This window comes from Thermostichus sp. OS-CIW-20 (assembly GCF_054061455.1).
In genome coordinates, this window is the sequence record NZ_JBSSEF010000009.1 from 39,182 (window position 1) to 63,249 (window position 24,068).

Genomic DNA, 24,068 nt, shown 5'->3' on the forward strand with positions numbered 1-24,068 from the left:
AGTTGCGTTTAGGCTAGCGCAAGCCGGCTCGTTCCCGATAGGCCCCCGTTGGATCGCAGCCTAGACCAGCAAATGCCCATCGGCAACGCGGATGATGCGCTGGGCGGCCTGGGCCACTTCCAGGTCATGGGTAACCACGACAAGGGTAATGCCCTGGCGGTGCAGCTCGGCAAAGAGGTTGAGCACTTCCTGGCCGGTGCGGCTGTCCAGGGCTCCTGTAGGCTCGTCAGCCAACAACAGTTGTGGCCGGTTGACGATGGCACGGGCGATGGCCACCCGCTGCTGCTGGCCGCCGGAGAGTTGAGCCGGGCGCTGGTGCAGCTTGCTCCCCAAGCCCACTTGTTCTAAAGCTTGCTTGGCCCGCCGGCGTTGCTCTGGCTCCGGGATCCCGGCGTAGGCCAGGGGCAGCATCACGTTCTCCAGAGCCGTCAAGAGGGGCAGGAGGTGAAACTGCTGGAAGACAAAGCCAATCTTTTGGTTGCGAATCCGGGCCAGCTCCCGATCCGTCAGAGTAGAGACTTCCACGCCGTCCAGCCAGTAGCGCCCTGAGCTGGGCCGATCCAGGCAGCCCATGAGGTTCATCAGGGTGGACTTGCCGGAGCCAGAGGGCCCCATGATGGCGCAATACTCCCCTGCCTCGATCGCCAAGTCGATATCGTAGAGGGCCTGAAAGCTGCCTTCCGGCAGTGGGTAGACTTTGTTCACCCCGACCATTTGCACCACGGGCAGGTGGGGTGTGGTAGGGCGCTCCAGGGATCCGACCAGCCCCTGGCGACGATCTGCCCAGGGTTGTTGCTCAAGCATGGTGGGTACCGCGACTGGCCCCATTCTAGCCTTTGGGCTGCTGGGGCTTCGGGGGCTGACTAACCGGAAGAGCGGATTTCCAGCGGCTGATGGTAGGGACAGCTTCCTTGCGGATCCACCCGGAGGCGGTAGAGGGGGGAGCGCTCTTGGTCGCAGCGAAAGGCTTGGGCTTGTGAGGTTAAGATCTGGCGGGCAAAGCGGCAGTTCTGGCACTTTCTGCCACCGTTATCGGTGGAGGCAGAAGGCTGTTTTGGACGCGGCACGATTCCTGCTGGTGCGGGGGCGGCCCCTGCCGGGCGGATCAGCTCCCGCGGCGAAAGGCCGCGCAACACCAGTTCGGATCCCTGCCAGCGGGCCTCCACCAAGCCAGTCTCAGCCCAGGCGGCCCAGCGGGGATCCTGGGCAATCTGAGGGGGCAGCCGTACCTGTACGCCGGCCAAGGCGCGGGGCGAGCCCTGCTCCTGCCAGATCTCTTCCACCTCCCCCTCGTAGCGCAAGGCGGGATCCCTGGGAAATTCTGACGGCTTGACTTGGGTTTGCAGGCGGCCGTCGGGCAGCTCCAACCAATGGCCGGGTTGGGGGCAGTGGACATGGTAACGGTTGCACAGCTCCGGCAGATCCGCCAGATCCTGCGCCTGCTGGGGGCTGGCGTGCACCAAGACCACATGTTGGGGGCGAAAGGTGTGGACGATCTGGGTCAGATGCCCAACGTCGTTGTGGCTGTGCCAAGCCAGCCACTCCACTCCGATGCGGGAGCGCAGCGGCGCTGGCCATTGGTCAAAGGGGGTGGCCAGCTCCACTTCCGGCAGCCGCAGCAGCAGGCAGGAGCGCTGCGGCTGGGCCAGCAAGCGCGACCAGATGGGATCCCAGGCTTCAGGCCCGGCATCGGCATCGCACAGCAACAGGCCCTGGGGCAGGGGATCCGCCTCCGTGAGGGGCTGCACCCGCGGCTGCAGGCGGTCTTCCCAGAACAAGGGCTGATAGGTGGCGAAATTGCGCACCGGCTCCGGCAGGTAGGGGAGCAAGCGTTCGTAGAGGTTGCAGCCTGCCGCCAGCCCCGGCGCCACCCACACGGTCAGCTCTTGGGAAGCCTGGGTAAAGCGGTGGTGGGCTTTGAGGAGGAAGAGCAGCTCCTGCCCCAGCCCCAACACCGGCAGCGGAAACAGCACCGTCTGCCCTGCTGCCAAGGCGCTGATCAGACGCTCCAGCAGGCGGTTTTCCAGATGGCGACGGGGCGGATGGCGAGTGGATCCCAGCGAGGCTTCGATGAGCAGCACGTCCGGCTGCCAATGGCGCAAAGCGGTGAGATCCAAGCCGGGGGCAAAGCGGGTTGAGGCCAGGGAACAGTCGCCGGTGTAGACGCAGGTTTGGGCCGGAGTGGTCTGGGTATTTTGCAGCAGGGTTGCCGCTGCTCCCGGCAGGTGCCCGGCTGTGAAAAAGGTGAGCATCAGATGGGGCAGGATCTCTCGTGCCTGGCCAAAGGGCAGTGCCCGAAAGGGAGGAAAGCGAATTTCCCGGTCGTAGCCCGGCCAAACGCCCCGCTCCCACAGGCCGCCCGCCAAGTGGGCGGTCAGGGGAGTGGCATAGATAGGCACCTGCGGGTAGCGACGATAAAAGGCGGGCAGCCCCTGCAGGTGGTCAAAGTGAGCATGGCTGCAGATCACCGCATCCGGGATCCCTGGCAGGGCCTTGAAGAGGGAGGAAGCAGGCAAACCGCAATCGAGGAGCAAGCGGTGGGATCCCATCTCCAGCCAGTAGGCACAGCCCTGCCGGCGGGGATCCGTGCCCAGGGGAAACAGTCGAAGGGGGGGTCTTTCTGACTCCACAGATGTGTTGTTTTTAAGCTAGAAGACCACGCTCAATCCTGCAAACCACAAGGGCGGCTCGGCCAGGGATCGCCCCTCCCCCTCCGTACACCTCCCGGAAAGGCAGGGGCAACCTCTGCCGATCTAGCTATCCTATCCTTCTTCCAGCATAGCTGTTGACCACTTCCGCCGGGGCAGCCGGCCATTTTCTCTATGCTCTCCATGCAACAGCGGAATAATAGGGGGATTTGGCTTTGCCGTGTGCCTGGCTTGGCAGCCCTAGGAGTTGGAGAGCGCATCTGTTGTTTCTTCCGCTGCCGGGTTGTGGCTACGCAAGGCAAAGCCGGCAAAATCGTGATCGTCCGGGCGCACCGTTAGAACCATCAGGTTGTAGAAGGCCCAGACTAGGCCAAACAGCAGCTCTGGCCAGGTTGGATCCCAGTTGCCGGCAAAGCGCAGGGATCCCACCCCCATGGCCAACAACGTCAGCACAATAGCCAGCGCCTGCGGGCCGAGGGCAAGCTGGGACGGCTGTTCGGGGTAGGGGGGCACCCCCCGCACCGCCTGCACCAGCGCCTGGATGGACTGGAAAAACTGGCTGCCCGTCTGCCGCTCCGACTGCCACGCCGCTCCCCACAGCGACGGGGGAAAAGCCAACAGCCAGGTGAGGCGCCCCAGCAGGGCGTAGGGAAGAAACCAGGCAAAGAAGACTCTATCAAAGGCCGGCACCGGCATCCAGCCTGTGCAGAGAAAGAGGATGGGCACCGCCAAATAGGCCAGCTCCGCCACCCCGCCCGCAGCCCAGAGGGCCAGCCACAGGTACTGAAAGCGCTGCTGCTGCGTGGTGGGCTTGCTCCAGAAGGGGTTTTCCCGCAGGGCAGAAAACACCGCCAGCAGAGCGACGCGGCGGTTGCGCAACGGCAACAAAATGCCAGTGACCTGGGCTGGGCGCACTAGGTGGGACTGCCAGCCGCGGCAGTGCATCTGACACCCCAACTGCACAGGGCGGCGAATGTCGATTTGCGGGATCCCCTCCAAAGCTGCCCGCCGAATGAGACAGCCAGATCCCAGCAGCGGCGCCGCCTGGTAGCCCTGGGATCCCACCGCCAAAAGCTGCTGCAGCGGGTGAACCGCCCTGGGCTGGCCCAGGGTGCGCAGCGTTGCCTGCACAAAGCCGGTGGCATTGGCAATCGGGGCCCGCTCCGGAAAGTCGTAAAACAGGGGCAACGTCTGCCACAAAAAATCCGGCTCGACAAAATGGCCGGGATGCAGCAGGAGCAGATATTCTCCCTGGAGCTGGCCGGATCCCAGCATGTAGGCTAGGGGATCGGTCGTGGGGCTTGGGCAAGACCAGTACTCGCAGGGGATGGCCCGCGCCACTTTAGCCATCTCCGCATCTTCCACCCGATCCACAATATGGACAAACAGCCGCTCCCAGGGGTAATCCAGGCGCAGGGCCGAGAGCACCGTCTGCCGGGTCGCTTCCACGGAATCCCGCTGGCGCAGCACCAGCACGTCCACCCGCGGCAGTTGAAAAAACGCCCGCCGCAGCACCTCGGGCGCGGGCACCCCCTCCTGCGGCACCTGGGGATAGCGGCTGAGGATAAAGCCCACCGCCGCCAGCCAAACGTACAGCTCTGCCCCCCAAAACAGAAGGGATCCCAGACCGGTCAGCCCCTCGCTGATGCGCCAGTAGAGGTACGCCACCCCAGCGATAAGGTGGAGCAACCCCACTCCCCGAAACAAGTACACCCGCACAGCCCTGGATCTCACAGGCGCTCCACACAGGATTGGGATTGGGCCAAGCCAGGATCCCCCCTTTGCCCAGCTGCAGGCTGAGGAATGGAACCAGTTGAGCTGTCTTGCCCAGTTGCCCAGCCAGAACGGGAAGCTCACTGCCTATTGGGCAGCCGCCTCAACCGGGTAGACGCTCACCTTTTTCCGCCACTTGCCGTAGCGCTCAAAGGTAACAATGCCGGTGGCCACCGCAAACAAGGTGTCGTCGCCGCCGCGGCGCACGTTCACCCCTGGATGAAACTTGGTGCCCCGCTGTCTCACCAAAATGTAGCCAGGGTGCACCAGCTCGCCGCCAAAGCACTTCACCCCCAGCCGCTTGGCATTGGAGTCGCGACCGTTGCGGGTACTGCCGGTTCCTTTCTTGTGAGCCATAACGCCTCCTCTGCAACTGTGTCGTCGCCAAAGATAAGTTGGGATCCTGAGTTTAGGATCTATTCCTCCGCCGCTGGGATCCCTGTGGTGTCAGTGGTCGCCTCAGAAGTGGATGGCGGAGCAGACTGGGCCGTGGCCAGGGTTGTGCCGTTGAGTTCGATGGACTCGATCAGCACGCGGGTGAGCGGCTGCCGGTGTCCTCTCTTTTTGCGGGTTCCCTTCTTCGGCCTCATCTTGTAGACGATGATTTTGTTGCCGCGGCGGTGCTGCAAGACCCGTGCCCTGACCACTGCCTCGGGAACATACGGATGCCCTAGCGTCACCTGTCCCTCGTGGTTGATTAACAACACCTGGGACAGGGCCAAGGGGCTGTTTTCCTCTGTGCCGGGCAGGCGATCGACGTCGTAAAAGCGCCCTGGCTCTACCCAAAGCTGCTTGCCACTGGTTTCCACAATTGCGTAGGTCATGCCTTTTCCTTGCCGTACAGGTGCCCCTAGGGGTCTTGCAACCTGATCCGAGCATTGACAGCGATTCTTAATCCTAGCGGAAAAACCTGCCCTCTGTCAGCTAGGGCTATTCCCTCACCCCCATCCCCTCTCCCTTTGGGAGAGGGGAGTTGGAGCATCATTCGGTCAGCTTTTCCCAGGCGGCCTGGAGGGCAGCTTGCATGCGCTGGGCGGCGCGGCTAAGGCGCTGCTGCCAGGTTGTCCATTTTTGCTGCAAAAACTCTGCCGCCTCATCGAGCAGGGAGAGGTCGAACTTGCCCCCTTTGGCCAGCTCGTCCCGCACTTGCTTGACCTTGACGCGCACCACCTCCGGCGGATCCTGGGGGCCGACCAGGGATTTGAGGCGATCCCCCATGCGCTGGATGAGCTGCTTGACTTGGCGAGACTTTTCGCTCCAAAAGTTCTTTAGGCCCTCAGTTTCTGATTTGAGGCGCTGCGGCGCATCTTCCTTGACCACCACGGCATCTACGTCGATGGCCTCTACATCCTCCGGCAACAGGACGGCGCGCCCTCCCCAGGGCTCGGCGATGCTGCCCCCCAGGATGTAGGCGGCAATCGTTCCGGTTTCCCAATCGAAGAGAAAATCCTCGATCCAGCCCACCGGCTGATCCCCAATACGCACGGTTCGCCGGTAGAGGGAGCTAAGCGGCGTTGCCGGAGTGGCGAAGACGGTGGAGTAGGTCAGCAGCGCGTCCGGCCCGATGAGAGAGATTTGCTCCAGGGGGGTGTAGCCCTGCTGGCTGGTGAAGTAGCAGACCCGCCCTTGTCCATCGACCCAGATTTCTTCGACAGTGCCCAGGGCCGTGGCAGTGCTGCTATCCAGGGCCAGCAGGCCCACCACTTGGCTGCGTCGGACGACTTGTTCCATAGAGAAGTTCTCCTGACTTGCGGGATTTAAGGGAGATGGAGGCTTGGGCTGCTTAGCCTCCGCGGTAGTAGTGTAGCTGCGCCCTGAGGCGGGCAATTTCCTGGGCCATATCCAAAACCATGGCCGCCCCAACCCAGTTGAGGCCCAAGTCCCGATGCAGGCGGATCATCTGCAGCAGGCGCCGCAGTTGTTGGGGGGTGAGGTAGCTGCTTTGCGCTTCCACCAGCCCCTGCAACAGCAGCCACTCCAGCAGGTGGGTCGGGATCCCGGCTACTTCACTGGCCTGCTCAAAGGTGTAGAGCCGTTCTTCTACCCGCACAATGGCCAAGCTCATAGCCTCACCTCCTGCAAGTAGGCGCGGGGATCCCAGCTCCGATTTTGCCGCAGCTTCTCGTAGAGATCCCGCTCAGTAGGGGAGAGGGATTTGGGCGTGACAACCTTCAGCCGCACCAGCAGGTCGCCCCGCTGCCCTTGGGGATCCCGCCAGCCCTGGCCGCGCAGCCGCAGGGTTTGGCCGCTGTCTACCCCGGCAGGGATCTTCAGTTGCACCCGACCGGTGGGGGTGGGGACTTCCGCTGTGCCGCCCAAAACCGCCTCGTCAGGGGTGATGGGCAGCTCGCAGAGCAGGTTGTCGCCGTCGAAGCGGAAGAAGGGGTGCGGGGGCAGCTCCAGGGTGAGGTAGAGATCCCCCCTCGGCCCGCCAAAGGGGCTATATTGGCCTTTACCCTTGACGCGGATGCGGCTGCCCGGTTTGGCGCCGGGAGGAATGCGGATGGTGAGGGTTTCGCCATCCACGCTCAGCCGCTTTTGGGTGCCGTGGAAGGCCTCTGCCCAGGTGAGGCCCAGCGTGGCTTCTACGTCTTGCCCTGGCAGATCCACCGAGACAAACGGCCCAAACCCCGTGGTGAAGCCCTGGAAGCCGCCGCGGCGGGATCCCATGCGGCCCAGCAGCTCGTTGATGAAGTCCTCGAAGCTGGCGTACTGGGCAAATCCCTCCATGCCCGGCCCCGCCGCCGCGCCGCTGCCCACCCGTTGCCAGTACTGGCCAAACTGGTCGTAGCGCCGCCGCTTGTCGGGATCCGAGAGCACCTCGTAGGCTTCGTTGATCTGCTTGAAGCGCTCCTCGGCCGCCTTGTTGCCGGGGTTGACGTCGGGGTGATACTGGCGAGCCAGCTTGCGATAGGCGCGCTTGATCTCCTCTAAAGAGGCATCTCGGCTGACGCCCAGGATCTGGTAGTAGTCCTTGAAATCGCTCGCAGCCATAAGCTCACCCCTACGAAATCAGGTTAAGGCTTTTAGGATACCTTCAGGCTAGAGGTGCAATCGGAAAACCCAGAGCGAGGGAGAAACACTTAGCTCTGTCCTTGCCCCTGAGAGCACTCCCCTAGGGTTTGCGCCTGGAGAAAATCCCCTTGTCGTCTCTTGTGAAAACTTGTTTGACCTTTTCCCAAGCCTTGAGCAGCGCCTGGGTGACCGGGCTGCCCTCTGCCTTGGCCTGGTTATAGGCTTCCACAAAGGTTTGCTGGGCTTCTTCTGAGAGATCGGCGCGGATCTCGGGGGAGATGGTTTCGGGAGTCAGGGATCCCTCTGGCTCGCTGGGCAAGTTCAAGTCGGCAGTGGCCACCTCTTCGCCGCCGGCACTTTGCAGCAGCAAGTAGATTTCGCCCGCTTTTTCCTCCGGCACCTGCACCACCAACAGGAATTCGCCCGCCTGCACCCGCGTCTGGTAGATGGCGGCCTTCTCCTGTGGCATGCCCAGGGCAATGAGGGCGGATCCCAGCCCCGCTCCCAGCGCCCCGTAGAGAGCGCCACCGGTTGCCCCCAGCAGCGCCGCTCCTAGTGGCCCGGCGGCCACCACCGCCCCCAAAAAGGGAATAAACAGCACCCCTACCCCCGTGAGGAGCCCCAGCAGCGATCCAAACAGGGATCCGTAGATGGCGCCGCTGGTCAAGCCATCGAGAACCACATCTTTGCGAGTGATAAAGCCACTAATTTTGGCTTCCGTTTGAAAGTTGCGGCCAATGATGGAGATGCGGTCGTTGGGGATACCGCGGTTGAGCAGGCGCTGGATGCACTCTTGGACTTTGGCTTCTTCTTTGAAAACGGCAGAGACGCACTTTTTGGGGGCTTGGGCGAAGGTATTCATGAAAAAGGCTCCTGTGAAAGTTTTGACCCAAAAGGCTAAGGGAGGTTTTTTGGCAAACTTTTCCCCTCTTTGCCTATGCCGCCTATTATCTCCCTCTGTCGCCCAAGCGGGAGTCGAGGGATCGCGAAACTCCTGGAGCGATCTCCGTACTGAGGAGGCCTGCCCAAGCGCCCCGCGCCGCTGGCCTTCACCCCCAGCCCCTCTCCCAGAGGGAGAGGGGAGTTGGGAATCGAGGGATCTCACGGCCTAGAGGGATCCAAGACCCTGCCTCAAGCCGCGGCAGACCCCACTCAAAAAGGCAAGATCTAGGGTCTCGAGGGTGTCGCTCAGCTTGTGGTAGTGGGGGTTGCGCAAAAAGGCGGTGTCGGTCACCATAGCCGCAGGGTAGCCCGCATCCCAAAAGGGGGAGTGGTCGCTGAGGCGGGTAACCGGCAGGAACAAACCCCGCTGGCCGGCTGGCAGCCAGCAACACGGGATCCCCACCTGCTGAAAACCGCGCTGCAGCCTAAGCAGATCCCCCAGGGCGGGCCAGTTGCCAATGAGACCGATGTAATCTCCCCGGTCGGGGTAGAGCCGCTCCAGGCCGGCGGGGTAGCGCTGGGATCCGGGCGTGGGATCCCGGTAGCCCAGCATCTTCAGAGAGAGCATCAGCCGCAGGGGTTGGCGCTGTTGTCTGAGAAAGCGGGCGTAGGCTTTGCTCCCTAGCAGGCCCCGCTCTTCTAGGTCGAAGGCCACTAGCCACAGGGGGGAAGGGGCGGGCTCGGCGGCAAAATGGCGGGCCAACTCCAGCAACACCGCCACGCCGCTGGCGTTGTCGTCGGCGCCGGGGGTAGCAGGCGCGGCGTCGAAGTGGGCCCCGATTAAAATGGGCCTGCGGCCAGGCTGGGATCCCGGCAATTTCAAGATCCAGTTGCGGTGCTGGCAGCCATTGGCCTCAAAGGGGAAGGGCTCCACCGGGCCGCACTCGGAAAGCTGTTTTTGGACATACTGCTCCACCTGCCGATGGCCCAAAGGCGACCAGTCGGGATCGCGGGGCTGAGCTACTTGCTGCAGGTGCTCCCGGAGGCGCTGTTGCAGATTGGGCTCTCGGGTCACTTTTCTTGTCCGGCGAGGGCTTGAGCGTGGACTTGGCGAGCCAGCTCCAGAGTAAAGTGGCTGTGGGATCCCGCCCTTCCCGCCAACACCTGAAACGGCAGCCCAGGCTCCCCTAGGTGATCCAACACCAAAGCCGCTCCCGAAAAGTCTTGCTCCCGCGTATAGTTGTTTACTGTCACCACGGCCGGGACGCCCGCCTGCTGGGCCGAGCGCAGCCCGTTCTCCGAGTCCTCAAAGGCTAGGCACTCCTGGGGGCGCAGCCCCATCTGTTTCAGCGTGTAGCAGTAGATGTCGGGGGCTGGCTTTTTGGCGGGGACAATATCGCCGGCAGCGATCACCTCAAACCAGCTCAGGCTTTCTGGCAGGGTGTGCTCCAGAAGGGCCGTCACGTTTTCGGGCGTGGTGGTGGTGGCGATGGCCAGGCGGATCCCGGCGGCTCTGGCTTCCTGTAAGAGGCGCTTGACGCCGGGGCGCAAAGGGATCCCTCCTTGGGCCAACAGAGCTGTGTAGTGGCGGGTCTTGGCCTGGTGCAGCCGGGCTATTAGACTGGTCAGGTCTTCGCCGGCAGGCAGGGGCGGCTGGCAGGTCTGGACGAAGTGGCGAATGCGCTCTTTGCCGCCGGTGATGGCCAGGAGCTGGCCGTAGAGCTCCACCGACCAGTGCCAGTCCAACCCTGCCTCGGCAAAGGCGGCGTTGAAAGCCACGCGGTGCCCATCCCGCTCCGTATCTGCCAGCGTGCCATCCACATCAAAAATGAACGCCTGCAGTTCCATGCGCATCCCCCGTTCCCACCCCGCCAGCCTCTTGTCAACTGGGCAAGCGACCCTATGCTACCTCATGGTTTGGATGCTCTCAGCCAGGTTCCTGGGAAGGCCAACAAGATGAGAAAATGAGGCACCGGTTATCCAAGTCTCGCCATGAGCTTTGATTTTGACTTGATCATCATCGGTGCTGGCGTCGGCGGCCATGGCGCGGCGCTGCATGCCGTCGAATCCGGCCTCAAAACCGCCATCGTCGAAGGTGCGGAAATGGGCGGCACCTGTATCAACCGCGGCTGCATCCCCTCCAAAGCTCTCCTGGCCGCCTCCGGACGCCTGCGGGAACTGCAACACACCCCTGAGCTGGGCATCCAAGTGGGATCCGTCCAGGCCGACCGAGGAGCCATTGCTGCCCATGCTGCCCAGGTGGTGGAGAAGATCCGCACCGACATGACCCGCTCCCTAGAGAAGCTGGGGGTAACAATCCTGCGGGGGCGGGGCAGGCTGGCGGGGCCACAAACGGTCGAAGTCCAGGAAGAGAAGGAATCCCAGACCTACACGGCGCGGGATGTGATCCTGGCCACGGGTTCTCGACCCTTTGTGCCGCCGGGGATCCAGGTGGATGGCCGCACCGTGTTTACCAGCGACGAGGCGGTGCGGTTGGAGTGGATCCCGGAGCGGCTGGCCATCATCGGCAGCGGCTACATCGGCCAGGAATTTGCCGACGTCTACACGGCGCTGGGATCCCAAGTTATTCTCATCGAGGCGCTGGAGACCCTGATGCCGGCCTTTGACCCCGACATTGCCCGCCTGGCCCAGCGGGTGCTGATTAAACCCCGCCAGATCCAGACCTATGTGGGCGTGCTGGCCAAGCAGGTGATCCCCGGCCAGCCGGTGACGATCCACCTCTCCAACGGGGAGACGCTGCAGGTGGATGGCTGCCTGGTGGCCGCTGGGCGGATCCCGGTCTCAGAAGGGCTGGGCCTGGCGGAGCTGGGGGTTGTTACGGACAAGCGCGGCTTTGTGCCGGTGGATAGCCGCATGGCCACCGAATTGCCCCACCTGTGGGCCATTGGGGATGTGACCGGCAAAATGATGTTGGCTCACGCGGCGGCAGCCCAGGGGAGAGTGGCCGTGGAAAACATCTGTGGCCGCCCTGCCTACATGGATTACCTGAGCATCCCGGCGGCGGTGTTCACCCATCCGGAGATGGGCTTTGTGGGGCTAACCGAGCCGCAGGCCAAAGCCGAGGGCTATAGTGTAGGCACGGTGCGCACCTACTTTGGCGGCAACTCCAAGGCCATTGCTGCTGGCGAGACTGAGGGCATGGTGAAGCTGGTCTTTGATAAAGAGACGGGCCTCTTGCTGGGATCCCACATTTTTGGGCCGCATGCCGCCGATCTCATCCACGAGGCAGCCCAGGCCATCGCCCGCCGCGCCACGGTGCAAGAGCTGGCCCGCCTGGTGCATGTTCACCCCACCTTGGCAGAGACGCTGGAGGAGGCCTACCGGCGAGCTGCCCACAGTTTGACGGCGGCCTAGCCCTGCCCTGCTGCCGACCGACACGGGCCGACTTGACGGCCAAAACCGGTCTAAGAATCTACAAAGACTCTTAGGATAGGGGGGAAGAGGTGGGAGGACGTGCCTTTGGCAAGCGAAGCGGAGATCACCCAGGCAGTGCAGGCCCAGTACGAGGCGTTTCCCTACCCGCCTGTGCCTTACGACCAACCCTTTGAGGGCTTCTCCAGCCTGGGCAGCTATACGTTGGCCCAATATGCCCGCACCCGCACCTTGCAAGAGCCCACTGGGGCCAGGTTTTTGGTGGCCGGGTGTGGCACCGGCTGGGAGGTGCACGGCATTGCCGCCAGCAACCCCGGCTATGGCGCCGTGGTCGGGATCGACCTCAGTCGCCCGGCCCTAGAGATTGCCCAGAAGCGGATCAAGTACCACGGCCTGCGCAACTGCTCGGTGCACTACGGCGATCTCATGGATCCCTCCACCTGGCCGGAGGGGAGCTTCGACATGATCAGCTCCTATGGGGTAATTCACCACACCGCCGATCCGGTCAAGGCTTTGCAGAACCTGGCCTCGCGCCTGGCCCCTGACGGGGTAATGGCCCTGATGCTCTACAACCGTTCTGGTCGTTGGCACCTCTACCGCATTCGCCGCGCTCTGGAGCTGCTGGGGATTACCCCACCGGCCACGCCGGAAAAGATCGAATTTGTGCGGCAATTATTAAAGGCAGCTCATCCTACTTCCATGCTGGCCCAGCATGCCAAGGCCCACCAGGACTACTACCTCCACGATGAAAATATCGTCGATAACTTTTTCCACGCCAACGACATCCCTTTTGACATCGGCGAGATTCCCGACCTGGTGGCCCAGGCGGGACTGGAGTTTATCGATGTCGCCCCCTACTTGGACTATTGGAACGCCAGGCCCTTGATTGCCGCCACCCACCCGGAGTTCCACCGCCGCTACGAGGCCCTTGCCCGCATTGACCAACTGCGGGTCATCGAGTACCTGGAGCCCCTCTACCACACGCAAAATCTCTTTTGGTGCTGCCACCAGGGCAAAAAGTTGGCCCATTGGGATCCCTTTACTCCCGAGTTTTTCCAAAGCTCCCGTTGGCAGCTCAACCCCCTCTTTCTCCAGTACGGCAAGGTGCGCTACTGGGATCAAAAGATCCCCTTTTCGGATCTGCTGGGCAAAGTGGATCCGGCCCAGATCGTGACCCAAAAGATGGACATCTTCTGGCCCATCGCCCGCATCCCGGGCAAGATGATCGCTTCTAGCCGCTACCAGGTGGTGGAGCTGCTGCTGCCATTGGCCAAGCAAGCTCGTTCCGGCGCCGAGATCTTGGCCGACCATCGCGAGAGAGCCGGCCACGTCCTCCGCCTCTTCCAGCAGTGGGAAGCCGACCGGCTGGTTCTAAGAGTTGCTCCCTAACTCCCCTCTCCCTTTGGGAGAGGGGCTGGGGGTGAGGGCTAAGCAGGCTGTCGGCCCCCCACAATGGCACGGCAGCGAATGTAGGGCCCTCCGGCGTCTACCTTGGCCGGCTGACCCTTGCCGCAGTGGCCGGATCCCAAGTCCCACCGGAAATCCCGCGACACGGCATCCACCGACTGCAACACCTCAAAGGCATTGCCCGTGATGGTAACTCCCCTCAGCAGCTCCGCCAGCTTGCCGTTGCGAATGCGGTAGGCCCGCTCCACGCCAAACATGAACTCACCGGTGGAGTCGGCTTGCCCGTTTCTGGCCCCATCCAGGAAGTAGCCGTCGGGAGTGCTGGCGATGATCTCCTCCAATGTCTGGGATCCCGGCTCGAGATAGGTGTTGCGCATGCGGATGAGCGGCTCGTCGGCGTACTCCCAGGCGCGGGCATTGCCGGTGGGCTCGACGCCGAAGTGGGCAGCCGTTTCGCGGTTGTGCAGGTAGCTCACCAGGATGCCGTTCTGGATGATGGTGGTGGTTTGGGTGGGGACGCCCTCATCGTCCACAGGCAGCGTTCCCCCTGCCCCCGGCATCAATTCAGAACGGCCAGAGTCCTTGAGAGTAACCAGTTCGCTGGCCACCCGCTGCCCTAGCTTGCCAGCCGCCACCGAGCCCGCGAGGACGAAATCGGCCTCGACCGTGTGGCCAATGGCTTCATGCACCAGCAGTCCCACGATGGAAGGAGAGAGGATGACGGTGGCCCATCCCCCCTCGGCATAGCCTGCAGAGAGGAGATCCACTGCCGTGGCAGCCGCCTTCTCCGCCATCTGCAAGGGATCCGTCCGAAAAAGGCAATCCCACCCCCCCGTCACGCCAATGGACTCAGTACCGCTGCTGAGTTGGCCATCCGCCTCGGCCACCGCCTGGATCCGCAGCTCAGGGCGCACCAGCCGGAAGGCCACATCCGCCCCATCCGTAGTAACAATGGCTTTTTCCTCGTAGATCTCGTTGTAAGTGCAACTGGCGGAGGTGATGCGGGCGGAAGACTTGCGCGCCTGGGCTTCTGTTTCCAGAGCCAACTGGATCTTGGCCTCCAGGGGTTTGTTGACCACCTCCTCCACGCCGGGCTCGCAGAACTCCCCCTGGGCCAGGGATACGCTGGGCAAAGCCTTCAGCTTCTGCCTGCGGCAGTCGGCGCTGGCGCGGGCCGCTTGCTGAGCTTCGGCAATGGCCTTGCGAATGGCTGCTGGCGAGGGATCCCCGGTGGCGGCAAAGCCCCAGGTGCCGGCTTCTAGCACCCGCACCCCCACACCTGAGCGCCGTCGAACCGCTGTGCGCTCAATGCGCCCCTTTTCCGCCGTGACACTGCGAAAGACTTTGCTGTGGTAGCGCAGTTCCACAAAGCCAGAATAGTCTCGAAGGATGTCGCGCAGCAGATCTCGCATGGCAATGAGCAGGGAAGGCCGTACTCACTCCAGCATAGCTTTGTTTTCGCCTGAATCCTCCGCCAGCTGGGGCGGCTGCCACTTCAGCACCAAGGTTGAAAGAGGGGGCAGGCAGAGCTCAAGCGAGTAGGGCAGGTTGTGGTAGGGCCAGTCATCCGTCCACTTGCCCCCTAGGTTGCCAACCCCGCTGCCCCAGAACTCTACCGCGTCGCTGTTGAGCAGTTCCCGGTAAAACCCTCGCTGCGGCACGCCAATGCGGTAATTCGGCCAAACCACCGGCGTAAAGTTACAGACTACCACTAGCCACTCCCTGGGATCCTCCCCATATCGGATAAAGGAGATAATGCCCCGATGGTCGCTGCAGTCAATCCAGCGGAACCCTTCTGGCTTGGTGTCTTGAGTGTAGAGAGCTGGCTGCGAGCGCAATAGATGGTTGAGGGTGGCTACGTAGTGGCGCAGTTTAGCGTGGGGCTCATACTGCAGCAGCTCCCAGTCTAGATCTGCCCAAACATTCCACTCGTTCCACTGGCCAAACTCCATGCTCATGAACAAAGTTTTCTTGCCGGGGTGGGTGAACATGTAGCCGTAGAGGGCCCGCAAACTGGCAAACTTGTGCCACATATCCCCTGGCATTTTGCCCAACATGTGGCTTTTGCCGTGCACTACCTCATCGTGGGAAAAAGCCAGCATGTAATTTTCACTGAAGGCATACATGAGGCTGAAAGTCACTAGGTTGTGATGGAACTGGCGGAACCAGGGATCCATGCGAAAATAATTCAGCATGTCGTGCATCCAGCCCATGTTCCACTTGAGGTTAAAGCCCAGACCACCCACATGGGTTGGCCAGGTTACCATTGGCCAGGCAGTGGATTCCTCGGCAATGGAAAGAACGCCAGGGTAGTACTTGAAAATAAGGGTGTTGAGCTGGCGAAAAAAGTCGATGGCCTCCAGGTGTTCTCGCCCGCCGTAGCAGTTGGGGATCCATTCTTTGCGGTCGTAGTCCAGATAGAGCATTGAGGCCACCGCATCCACCCGAAGGCCGTCGATGTGGTATTTGTCAAACCAAAAGAGGGCATTGGCTATTAGATAGTTGCGCACCTCGTTGCGGCCGTAGTTGAAAACCAAAGTGCCCCAGCCCTTGTGCTCGCCCTTGCGGGGGTCGGCATATTCGTAGAGGTGGGTACCGTCAAAAAAGGCCAGCCCATGCCCATCTTTGGGGAAATGCCCCGGCACCCAATCGACAATGACGCCGATCCCTTCCTGGTGGGCGCGATCGACAAAGTACATGAAGTCTTGGGGCGAGCCGTAGCGGGAGGTTACCGCGTAGTAGCCAATAACCTGGTAGCCCCAGGAGCCGTCGAAGGGGTGCTCGGCCACGGGTAAGAGCTCGATGTGGGTAAAGCCCAGCTCCTTGACATAGGGGATCAATTTGTCCGCCAGCTCCCGGTAGGTAAGAAAGCGGGTGTTGGGCTTTTGCTCCACCGGCACCAGGTGCCCATCAGCGGGCGGGTCTTCGGTGGAGGCGTGCATCCAGGATCCCAAATGCACCTCGTACACCGAGATGGGCGAGCGCAGGGGGTCGGTGGCAGCCCGCTTTTCCAGCCACTCCTGGTCGTGCCAGGTATAGGTGTGGAGGTCGGCTACAATTGAGCCGGTTTTGGGTCGCACCTCCTGCTGAAAGCCATAGGGATCTGACTTTTCGTAGATATCCCCCCAGGCAGTTTTCACCTCGTACTTGTAGACGGCTCCTGGCCCAACACCAGGGATGAACACCGCCCAGATGCCGCTTTCGCCCAGCCGCTTCATCTGGTGTTGGCGGCCATCCCAGTGGTTGAAGTCGCCAATGACACTGACATTGCGGGCGTTGGGAGCCCAGACGGCAAAGTGGACTCCCTGAACCCCATCTACGCTGATGGGATGAGCGCCCAACTTCTCGTAGATGCGGTGGTGGTTGCCCTCGTTGAAGAGGTAGCGATCCAGCTCACCGATGTGGTTGACCTTCTCCAGGGGAAAGCGATAGGGATCCTCCCACTCTTCCAAGTGCTGGCCCTCCGGATCCCAGACCCGCTGCGCCCGCAGAAAGTAGTCTGGAACCGGCGTGCCAGGCGCAAAGCACAGCTCAAACAACGTTTCTGGATGCAGCGGCTGCATGGGGTAGGCCTGCCCAGTGGCGCGTTCTACCAACCAAACCTGTTTGGCATTGGGCACCAGGGCCCGCACCAGCCAGAAGGACGTCTCCCCCTGCTCTATCTGCTGCGGCCCCAAAACAGCATAGGGATCCTGCCACTGGTTGGTGACGAACTGAAGCACTTGTTCGGCAGACAGGAGAAAGCCCATCGGCAAGCTTCAACAAAGCAACAATCTCAGTCTAGCGGTCGTCGGCTGCCGCTTTTGGCAGCTCATGGATTCCAGAGCCATGGCAGTAGCAGCCAAACCTTTCTGCCCCCGGGAAAACCTGCTAGAGTTGGGAGGGGATAATTCCCCTCCTTGCCAGCGAGGTTGGTTGGCTTGTTCTATTTTTGGGGTTTTGGGGACTTATGGCTATCCTGCTGTCGAGCGAACCTATCCTGGCCGTGAGCATCTTCGGCATGGGCCTGCCAGAGCTGGCCGTGATTGGGATAATTGCAGTGGTCGTGTTCGGCCCCAAGAAGCTGCCGGAGTTGGGCAGCGCCTTCGGCAAAGCGTTGCGCAGCTTCAAGCAAGAGATGAACAACCCCAGCAGCGATGACGAGCCCACCGCCGGTGCCGATCGCGTCAGCGGGACGGAGTCCCTGAAGGTAGAAGCGGAGAAGGTGGTCGAGAAAGATGCCGCCTGAGGGCATCTGCACTGAAAAAATGGTGTCTTGGGTCGGCTCCTCGTTTTGTAGGAGATAGGTGCGAGTAAAAGCGGATACCGCAAGTTGCACGGCCGGCATCTGCACCAGCCGCAACAAAATGAAGTCGGCTTGCCGGTGAGCTGGATCCAGGGCTGATGTATATTTTTGAAAAAGCTACCGGCCTGGCGCTACCGCTTGACCCAAAGCCGGGCTGGACAGGCGCAGCAGATGGGGGGCTATGGCGGAGCCGACCGATTTCGAGCTGATGCGCCAGATCCAACTGCGGGATCGCCGCAGCCACTTTTTACTTAAGGATCGCTACCAAAAGCGCCTGCTGGAGATCGCGCTGTCCACTCTCAAGCAGCCTCACCAGGCCGAAGAGGTGGTGCGCCAGGTGTTTGAGTTCTGCTGGAAACATGCGGAGGCCTTTGACCTGCAGCGGGATCGCTCGGTGGCCCTGTGGCTTTACGAGTTGACGGCCTTTCAAGCCCAAGAACGCTTGCGGCGCTGGAGCTGGTTGCCCGCCCCTGCCTCCATCCGGGTCGCACCTCCTTGGTGGCCGCGGCGCCTCCTCTGGGGCAGCTTAGTAGGGTTAGGGATCTACGCAGTGGCCATAACAGCGGCCTACTGGCGGCTGCGCTGGCAGGGGGAGTCGGTAGCCATTCAACGGCTCTATCAGGAGTGGCAACGACAACCGCAGGTACGGCGAACCCTTCTGCGCGACCCCAGCTTCCGCAACCCCCTGTTGGTACAAGCTCTCTGGTCGCCCCGCGCCAAGCAGGTGTTGCTCTTGGCTTCAGAAATGCCCCCTGCCCCCCCGGGAACCACCTACCAACTGTGGCTGGAGTCGGCTGGGCAGCGCCTGGAAAGCGCCGGCACCTTCACCGTCAACGCCGAGGGATCCCTGCAATGGCTCAGCCAGCCCACCCATTCACAGCAGCCGACCCGCCTTTGGATTACCCTCGAACCGGCAGGCGGGAGCGAATCCCCCACTGGCGCCCCTCTGCTGCAGAGCAACTTCTGGATCCCTGCCTCTCAACCTGAGGAGAGCAAAGAGAACCTCTTAAACTAGCTTGAAATGACTCCTGAGACCCTGGAAGTTGCCCCGTCAGGTCAAGGGATTCATCCCCCCGTATACGGCGGGGAAGAGGGGGGCCTGCGCCGCCAAGGTTTCGGTCAACAACCGTTGCCATGACGGTAGTAGGATCAGGGGGCAGGCTTGCCGACGCCACACCAGGATTCGCCAGTATCTATCGGGAAATGGGTTGCGTTGGTTTCGCTTGGCCCTGCAGTTGCACAGATCGGTTGTGCCGGCAGTGCTGCCTCGCACCCTCATCTGTGGTCTCCTGGGAGTGCTGGTTTCCGTTCTCTACAAGCTGGGGTTGCCCATAGCGCTGTCCTCGTTGGTGGCGTTCGTGCCCAACATCGTTTTTGGCTTGATGCTGGTGTTTCGGACAAACACTGCCTACGAGCGGTTTTGGGAGGGGCGAAAAGCTTGGGGATGCGTGGTGAGCAACGTGCGCAACTTAGCCCGCTTGATTTGGGTAGCCATTGAAGAGAAGCAGCCAGACGATCGGGAAGAAAAAATCAAAATCCTCTATCTCCTGCCTGCTTTTGCCATCGCCATGAAGCAACATCTGCGCCAAGAATTTTTGCCAGATGAGCTTCAGACCCTCCTCAGCCCAGAGCAGTTGCAACGTCTTAAAAACCTCAACCATCCCTCCTTGCAAATTGCCTTTTGGACTGGAGACTACCTACAGCGCCAATACCAAAAAGGCCGCGTTGAAGTCTATCAGCTAACGATCATGGTGGAGCGGCTCAATAACATGGTCGATGTCCTGGGCGCCTGCGAGCGCATTCTCATGACCCCAACGCCCATGGCCTACGCCTTACATTTGAAGCAGTTGTTGCTGCTGTATTGTTTGTCTTTGCCTTTTCAGATGGTGGAGGGATTGGGCTGGATGACCGGCCCCATTGTCGGGCTGCTGGCCTTTATGCTGTTTGGCGTCGAGGAGATCGGCATTGAAATTGAGAACCCCTTTGGACGGGATCCGAACGACCTGCCCCTTGATGTGATTTGCAGTAGGATGAAGCAGAATATCGCTGATTTGATCCAGTCTGCCTAGAACAACCATGGGTTATCTCATAAACAAGCTTAGGTTTCCCTGGGGAAGGTAGTCCGGCTTTTTAAATTTTTCCAGTAACACCGGCTACGCAGCCGACAGCCGTACTTTTAGGCTTCTTCTGTGCCAGAGGGATCCCGCTTCTCCCCAGAATTGTTGGGTGGGGAGATTGGCCTGGGCAACTTTCTGGGATCTGGACGACAAGGGATCCCACCTCGGCGCCAGGAATGATACCTTGAACAAAGGCGTAGGATCTCGACCGGAGCGACAGCCATGCTGAAATGCACCACCCGCCACGTTCACATCTTTGCTGGCGAGGTGACCGCCGATAACCACTTTGTGCCTCGCGACGATCTGCTCACCCTCGATGTGGATCCCGACAACGAGCTGGTCTGGAACGATGCCGCCTTGCAGAAGGTCTATGCTCGTTTTGAGGAATTGGTAGAAGAGTACAGGGGCCGGGATCTGACTGAGTACAACCTGCGGCGCATCGGCTCTGACCTGGAACACTTCATTCGCTCTCTCCTCAAGCAAGGGGAAATTGCCTACAACCTGCAGGGGCGTACCCCCAACTACAGCATGGGCTTCCCCCAGATCCCTGCTGAAGAAATTGTCGGCCAGTACATCCCCAAAGGTTAGCCTCTCTTCCATCCCTGACTCTGGGCCTGCCAGCCCGCACGCCAATCGTTGACCTGTTATCGGAGTATCAGCCCATGTCTGGAGAACCTACCCCCGCCCAGGAAACCGCTGTCGAAAAGCCGGCCCGGGTTGAGGCCGCCAACCCTGCTCCCAAGGAGACTGACACTGCCCAAGCCTCGCCCAAAGCCGCAGCAAAAAAACCAGCCAAGGAAGAGAAGCCTTTCGAGCAACTCATTGCAGAAGATGTGATCCCGGCAACCATCGCCGCTTTTCAGAAACGCGGCGTCACCGATCTGCAACTGCGGCTGGAGGGCAAGACGCTGATTGGCTCGTTTGCCGGCGGCAAAAAGCAGTTTAGCGTCCTCTTTGCCGAGGGATCCCTCAATGGGCCCAAGTTCTTCCGCTGCGCTATTGAAGGATCCCCGGCCAGCACCATTGAGTCTTTTATGATCGACGAGCGTCGCGTCGATGTGCCCCTGTTCGTGTTCTATCTGGTGCAGCGCCTCTATGCCCAGCAGTGGTATTGAGCGATCCCAGGCAGATGCCTGAGCCGCCAGCCAAACCCGTAGGCAGCGCAGCCAGAGATTGAGCTAGCCACCTGTTAGGCAAGGAAGGGATCCCCGGACAGGGATCCCTTTTCGCTGAGGCGGGGGATGGGCTGTAGAAGCCAAAAGAGATTATCTTTTGTGAAGAAAAGTAAGGCGGTGCTACGGGAGAGCGCGAAATGTACATCGTGCAGATTGCGTCGGAATGTGCCCCGGTCATCAAGGCGGGGGGGCTGGGGGATGTGGTGTACGGCCTCAGCCGAGAGCTGGAAGTGCGGGGGCACTGTGTCGAGCTGGTTTTGCCCAAGTACGACACCATGCGCTACGACCAGATCTGGGGCTTGCACGATGCCTACCGCGACCTCTGGGTGCCCTGGTATGGGGGAGCTATTCACTGCTCGGTGTACTGCGGCTGGGTACATGGCCGCCTTTGCTTTTTTATTGAGCCCCACTCCGGCGACAACTTTTTTAATCGTGGCTGCTACTACGGCTGCCCGGACGACAACATGCGCTTTGCTTTTTTCAGCAAGGCGGCTCTGGAGTTTCTTCTCAAAAGCAATAAGCGCCCCGATATCATTCATTGTCACGATTGGCAGACAGGATTGGTGCCGGTGCTGCTCTTTGAGATTTACAAGTACCACGGCATGGAAAACCAGCGGGTATGCTACACCATCCACAACTTTAAACACCAAGGCTTTGGCGGCCCGGAAATCCTCTGGGCCACCGGCCTCAACCGGGAGCCCTATTACTTTCATTACGACCGCCTGCGAGATAACTTTAACCCCTTTGCCCTCAACTTTATGAAGGGCGGGATCGTCTTTTCCAACTTCGTGACCACCGTTTCCCCCACCCATGCCCTGGAAGCGCGATTTGGTAATTACAACTATGGACTGGGACACACTCTTTACTTGCACCAGCACAAGTTTCGCGGCGTCTTGAATGGCATCGACTACGATATTTGGAACCCTGAGATCGATCGCTTTATTCCTTTTCACTACACGGCGCAAACTTTGGAAAACAAGGCCAAAAACAAAAAAGCACTGCGGGATCAGCTATGGCTACAAGATGTTGATAAGCCCATTGTGGCCTATATTGGGCGGCTGGACGAGCAAAAAGGCGTGCATCTGGTGCATCATGCCATCTACCGCTCCCTGTTTAAAAATGCCCAATTCGTGCTGCTGGGATCCGCCACGGAGCCGGGGATCGGCGCCTGGTTTGCCCATGAGAAACGCTACCTCAACGACAACCCCGATGTTCACATCGAGCTGGGCTTCAACGAAGAACTTTCCCACCTCATCTATGCGGGGGCAGACATCCTTGTGGTGCCCAGCCACTACGAACCCTGTGGACTCACCCAGATGATTGGCTTGAAATATGGCACGGTTCCGGTGGTGAGAGGAGTGGGCGGCCTGGTGGATACCGTCTTCGACCGCGACTACGATCCCCACAAATTGCCCGAACAACGCAATGGTTACGTCTTCTATCACACAGATCCGGCAGCTCTGGAGTCGGCTCTGGACCGGGCCATCGACCTTTGGTACACCGCTCCCGACCAGTTCCGCCGACTGCAGATCCAAGGCATGAGCTACGACTACTCCTGGAACTACCCCGGCAAAGAATACCTGGAGATCTACGAGTTCATTCGCCACCGCTGAGCGATCCCCAGCGATCCCAGCCCTTGACCACAAGGGGGAAATGCTGGACGATAGGTAGCAATGCCGCTCTTAACCTTCCCTACAGATTTATTGCCGGGGAAGGGGAGCTTGCTCGGTTATCTTCTCCTACCTGAGGATCCCTGGCCGCTATGATGGGCTATCTCGCCTTGGTACTCCACGCGCACCTGCCCTTTGTGCGCCACCCTGAGCAAGACTTCGTGCTGGAAGAAGAATGGCTCTACGAAGCCATCACCGAGACCTATGTCCCGCTGCTGCACATGTTCGAGGGGCTGCGGCGAGATGGCATCGACTTTCGCTTCACCATGTCCCTGACGCCGCCCTTGGTGTCGATGCTGCGGGATCCCTTGCTGCAGGAGCGCTACGACCACTACCTAACCAAGTTGGAAGAGCTGGCCCAACTGGAATACGACAAGAACGCCACCAACGGCCACATTCGCTACCTGGCCGAGCACTACATCAAGCAATTTGCCATGGTGCGCGATCTCTGGGAGCGCTACGACCGGGATCTGGTGCGGGCCTTCAAACAGTTTCAAGACAGCGGCAACCTGGAGATCATTACCTGCGCGGCTACCCACGGCTACCTGCCCTTGATGCAGATGTACCCGCAGGCGGTATGGGCCCAACTTATCGTGGCCTGCGAGCACTACAACGAACACTTTGGCCAATGGCCAAGAGGGATCTGGCTGCCGGAGTGCGCCTACTACCAGGGGCTGGAGCGGATGATCGCCGATGCCGGCCTGCGCTACATGATCACCGACGCCCACGGTTTGCTCTACGCCAAGCCCCGGCCTCGTTACGGCATGTACGCCCCCATCTTCACCGAGACTGGCGTTGCCGTCTTCGGTCGGGATCACGAGTCTTCGCAGCAGGTGTGGTCAGCGGAGGTGGGCTACCCTGGGGATCCCGTCTATCGCGAGTTCTACAAAGACCTGGGGTACGAGGCCGACTACGAGTACATCAAGCCCTACATCATGCCCAACGGCCAGCGGAAAAACACCGGCATCAAGTACCACCGCATCACGGGGCGCAACCTCGATCTGGGACAGAAGCAACTTTACGATCCCTACTGGGCCAGGGAGAAGGCGGCAGAACATGCGGGCAACTTCATGTTCAACCGCCAGCGGCAGATCGAGTATTTGTACAGCGTCATGGGGCGTCCGCCGCTGGTGGTGGCCCCTTATGATGCCGAGCTGTTCGGCCATTGGTGGTATGAGGGCCCCTGGTTTTTGGATTTCCTCATTCGCAAGAGCTACTTCGACCAAAATACCTATCGCATGACTCACCTGGCGGAGTACTTGCGGGAGAACCCCACCCACCAGGTGTGCAAACCTGCCCAGTCCAGTTGGGGGGCGCGCGGCTTCCACGAGTACTGGCTCAACCCCACCAACGCCTGGATCTACCCCCACCTGCACAAGGCTACCGAGCGGATGATCGAGCTGAGCCGCCGCGAGCCTGCCGATGACCTGGAGTGGCGGGCCCTGAACCAGGCGGCGCGGGAATTGCTCCTGGCCCAATCTTCCGACTGGGCCTTCATCATGCGCACGGGGACGATGGTTCCCTATGCGGTACGCCGCACCAAATCCCACCTGCTGCGCTTCAATCACCTCTACGAGAAGATCCAAGCCGGCCAGTTTCGGCGAGAAAAAGCCACCCCTGAAGACGAGCAGTGGCTGGCCAAGGTGGAATACATGGACAACATCTTCCCCAACCTCAACTACCGTGTCTACCGGCCCCTCTGA

General features: G+C 60.8%; 22 protein-coding genes. 9 read left to right on the forward strand and 13 right to left on the reverse strand.

All coding sequences use genetic code 11. From position 1 onward, the window contains the following. Positions 1–60 precede the first annotated feature (60 nt). The 11 genes from ACVWXC_RS05420 to ACVWXC_RS05470 form a co-directional block, all read right to left on the reverse strand. A complete protein-coding gene (locus ACVWXC_RS05420; protein ID WP_011430862.1) occupies positions 61–804 on the reverse strand; it encodes an ABC transporter ATP-binding protein in 744 nt (247 codons plus the stop codon). 59 nt (positions 805–863) lie between these two features. Then, a complete protein-coding gene (locus tag ACVWXC_RS05425) occupies positions 864–2,630 on the reverse strand; it encodes an MBL fold metallo-hydrolase (protein WP_457391502.1) in 1,767 nt (588 codons plus the stop codon). 258 nt (positions 2,631–2,888) lie between these two features. Beyond that, entirely contained in the window at positions 2,889–4,382 is a 1,494-nt protein-coding gene (locus ACVWXC_RS05430; protein WP_099834820.1) for a cellulose synthase, read from the reverse strand. A gap of 126 nt (positions 4,383–4,508) precedes the next feature. Then, positions 4,509–4,778: a 50S ribosomal protein L27 gene (gene rpmA / locus ACVWXC_RS05435; RefSeq protein ID WP_011430865.1), complete on the reverse strand. Its 270-nt coding sequence runs from the start codon at positions 4,776–4,778 to the stop codon at positions 4,509–4,511. 59 nt (positions 4,779–4,837) lie between these two features. Further along, positions 4,838–5,245: a 50S ribosomal protein L21 gene (gene rplU, locus ACVWXC_RS05440; RefSeq protein WP_011430866.1), complete on the reverse strand. Its 408-nt coding sequence runs from the start codon at positions 5,243–5,245 to the stop codon at positions 4,838–4,840. Between the two features lie 157 nt (positions 5,246–5,402). Next, positions 5,403–6,152 (reverse strand): PRC-barrel domain-containing protein, encoded by a 750-nt coding sequence (locus ACVWXC_RS05445; protein ID WP_011430867.1) that lies wholly within the window; start codon positions 6,150–6,152, stop codon positions 5,403–5,405. A gap of 52 nt (positions 6,153–6,204) precedes the next feature. After that, entirely contained in the window at positions 6,205–6,486 is a 282-nt protein-coding gene (locus ACVWXC_RS05450) for a chaperone modulator CbpM (protein ID WP_011430868.1), read from the reverse strand. Continuing rightward, positions 6,483–7,415 (reverse strand): DnaJ C-terminal domain-containing protein, encoded by a 933-nt coding sequence (locus ACVWXC_RS05455; RefSeq protein WP_011430869.1) that lies wholly within the window; start codon positions 7,413–7,415, stop codon positions 6,483–6,485. Before ACVWXC_RS05455 ends, ACVWXC_RS05450 begins: the two co-directional genes overlap by 4 nt. Before the next feature lie 121 nt (positions 7,416–7,536). Further along, positions 7,537–8,298, reverse strand: coding sequence for a ChaB family protein (locus tag ACVWXC_RS05460; RefSeq protein ID WP_011430870.1), 762 nt, complete (start codon positions 8,296–8,298; stop codon positions 7,537–7,539). A 246-nt stretch (positions 8,299–8,544) separates the two neighbouring features. Next, positions 8,545–9,393 (reverse strand): M28 family peptidase, encoded by an 849-nt coding sequence (locus ACVWXC_RS05465; protein WP_457391506.1) that lies wholly within the window; start codon positions 9,391–9,393, stop codon positions 8,545–8,547. Further along, positions 9,390–10,166 carry an HAD family hydrolase gene (locus tag ACVWXC_RS05470; protein ID WP_457391527.1) on the reverse strand — a complete coding sequence of 259 codons (777 nt, stop codon included), beginning with the start codon at positions 10,164–10,166 and terminating at the stop codon, positions 9,390–9,392. Before ACVWXC_RS05470 ends, ACVWXC_RS05465 begins: the two co-directional genes overlap by 4 nt. Before the next feature lie 144 nt (positions 10,167–10,310). Between ACVWXC_RS05470 and lpdA the strand changes: the two genes are divergently transcribed. Together lpdA and ACVWXC_RS05480 are read left to right on the forward strand one after the other, a co-directional pair. Then, positions 10,311–11,693 carry a dihydrolipoyl dehydrogenase gene (lpdA, locus tag ACVWXC_RS05475; protein WP_457391508.1) on the forward strand — a complete coding sequence of 461 codons (1,383 nt, stop codon included), beginning with the start codon at positions 10,311–10,313 and terminating at the stop codon, positions 11,691–11,693. Between the two features lie 99 nt (positions 11,694–11,792). Next, positions 11,793–13,100: a class I SAM-dependent methyltransferase gene (locus tag ACVWXC_RS05480; RefSeq protein WP_240530957.1), complete on the forward strand. Its 1,308-nt coding sequence runs from the start codon at positions 11,793–11,795 to the stop codon at positions 13,098–13,100. Positions 13,101–13,138: 38 nt separating this feature from the next. On the opposite strand, the gene ACVWXC_RS05485 is transcribed toward ACVWXC_RS05480, so the two are convergent. After that, the gene (locus ACVWXC_RS05485) at positions 13,139–14,530 is read right to left on the reverse strand and encodes a TldD/PmbA family protein (RefSeq protein ID WP_457391510.1); all 1,392 of its coding nucleotides are present in this window, start codon (positions 14,528–14,530) and stop codon (positions 13,139–13,141) included. Between the two features lie 24 nt (positions 14,531–14,554). Then, positions 14,555–16,867 (reverse strand): 1,4-alpha-glucan branching protein GlgB, encoded by a 2,313-nt coding sequence (glgB, locus tag ACVWXC_RS05490; protein WP_457391512.1) that lies wholly within the window; start codon positions 16,865–16,867, stop codon positions 14,555–14,557. A 200-nt stretch (positions 16,868–17,067) separates the two neighbouring features. Between glgB and tatA the strand changes: the two genes are divergently transcribed. The 7 genes from tatA (at position 17,068) to ACVWXC_RS05525 (ending at position 24,068) form a co-directional block, all read left to right on the forward strand. Beyond that, the gene (gene tatA, locus ACVWXC_RS05495) at positions 17,068–17,346 is read left to right on the forward strand and encodes a twin-arginine translocase TatA/TatE family subunit (protein WP_011430879.1); all 279 of its coding nucleotides are present in this window, start codon (positions 17,068–17,070) and stop codon (positions 17,344–17,346) included. Between the two features lie 238 nt (positions 17,347–17,584). Then, positions 17,585–18,418, forward strand: coding sequence for an anti-sigma factor domain-containing protein (locus ACVWXC_RS05500; protein WP_011430880.1), 834 nt, complete (start codon positions 17,585–17,587; stop codon positions 18,416–18,418). Positions 18,419–18,611: 193 nt separating this feature from the next. After that, positions 18,612–19,472: a bestrophin family protein gene (locus tag ACVWXC_RS05505; protein WP_457391514.1), complete on the forward strand. Its 861-nt coding sequence runs from the start codon at positions 18,612–18,614 to the stop codon at positions 19,470–19,472. A gap of 270 nt (positions 19,473–19,742) precedes the next feature. After that, positions 19,743–20,108, forward strand: a complete 366-nt coding sequence (locus ACVWXC_RS05510; RefSeq protein WP_011430883.1) for an NAD(P)H-quinone oxidoreductase subunit M — start codon at positions 19,743–19,745, stop codon at positions 20,106–20,108. 74 nt (positions 20,109–20,182) lie between these two features. Continuing rightward, on the forward strand, positions 20,183–20,635 hold the full coding sequence (locus ACVWXC_RS05515; protein WP_099813003.1) for a DUF2996 domain-containing protein: 453 nt from the start codon (positions 20,183–20,185) through the stop codon (positions 20,633–20,635). Positions 20,636–20,832: 197 nt separating this feature from the next. After that, complete coding sequence (glgA, locus tag ACVWXC_RS05520; RefSeq protein ID WP_457391517.1) at positions 20,833–22,308, forward strand: glycogen synthase GlgA; 1,476 nt, start codon at positions 20,833–20,835, stop codon at positions 22,306–22,308. Positions 22,309–22,460: 152 nt separating this feature from the next. Beyond that, positions 22,461–24,068, forward strand: a complete 1,608-nt coding sequence (locus tag ACVWXC_RS05525; protein ID WP_011430886.1) for a glycoside hydrolase family 57 protein — start codon at positions 22,461–22,463, stop codon at positions 24,066–24,068.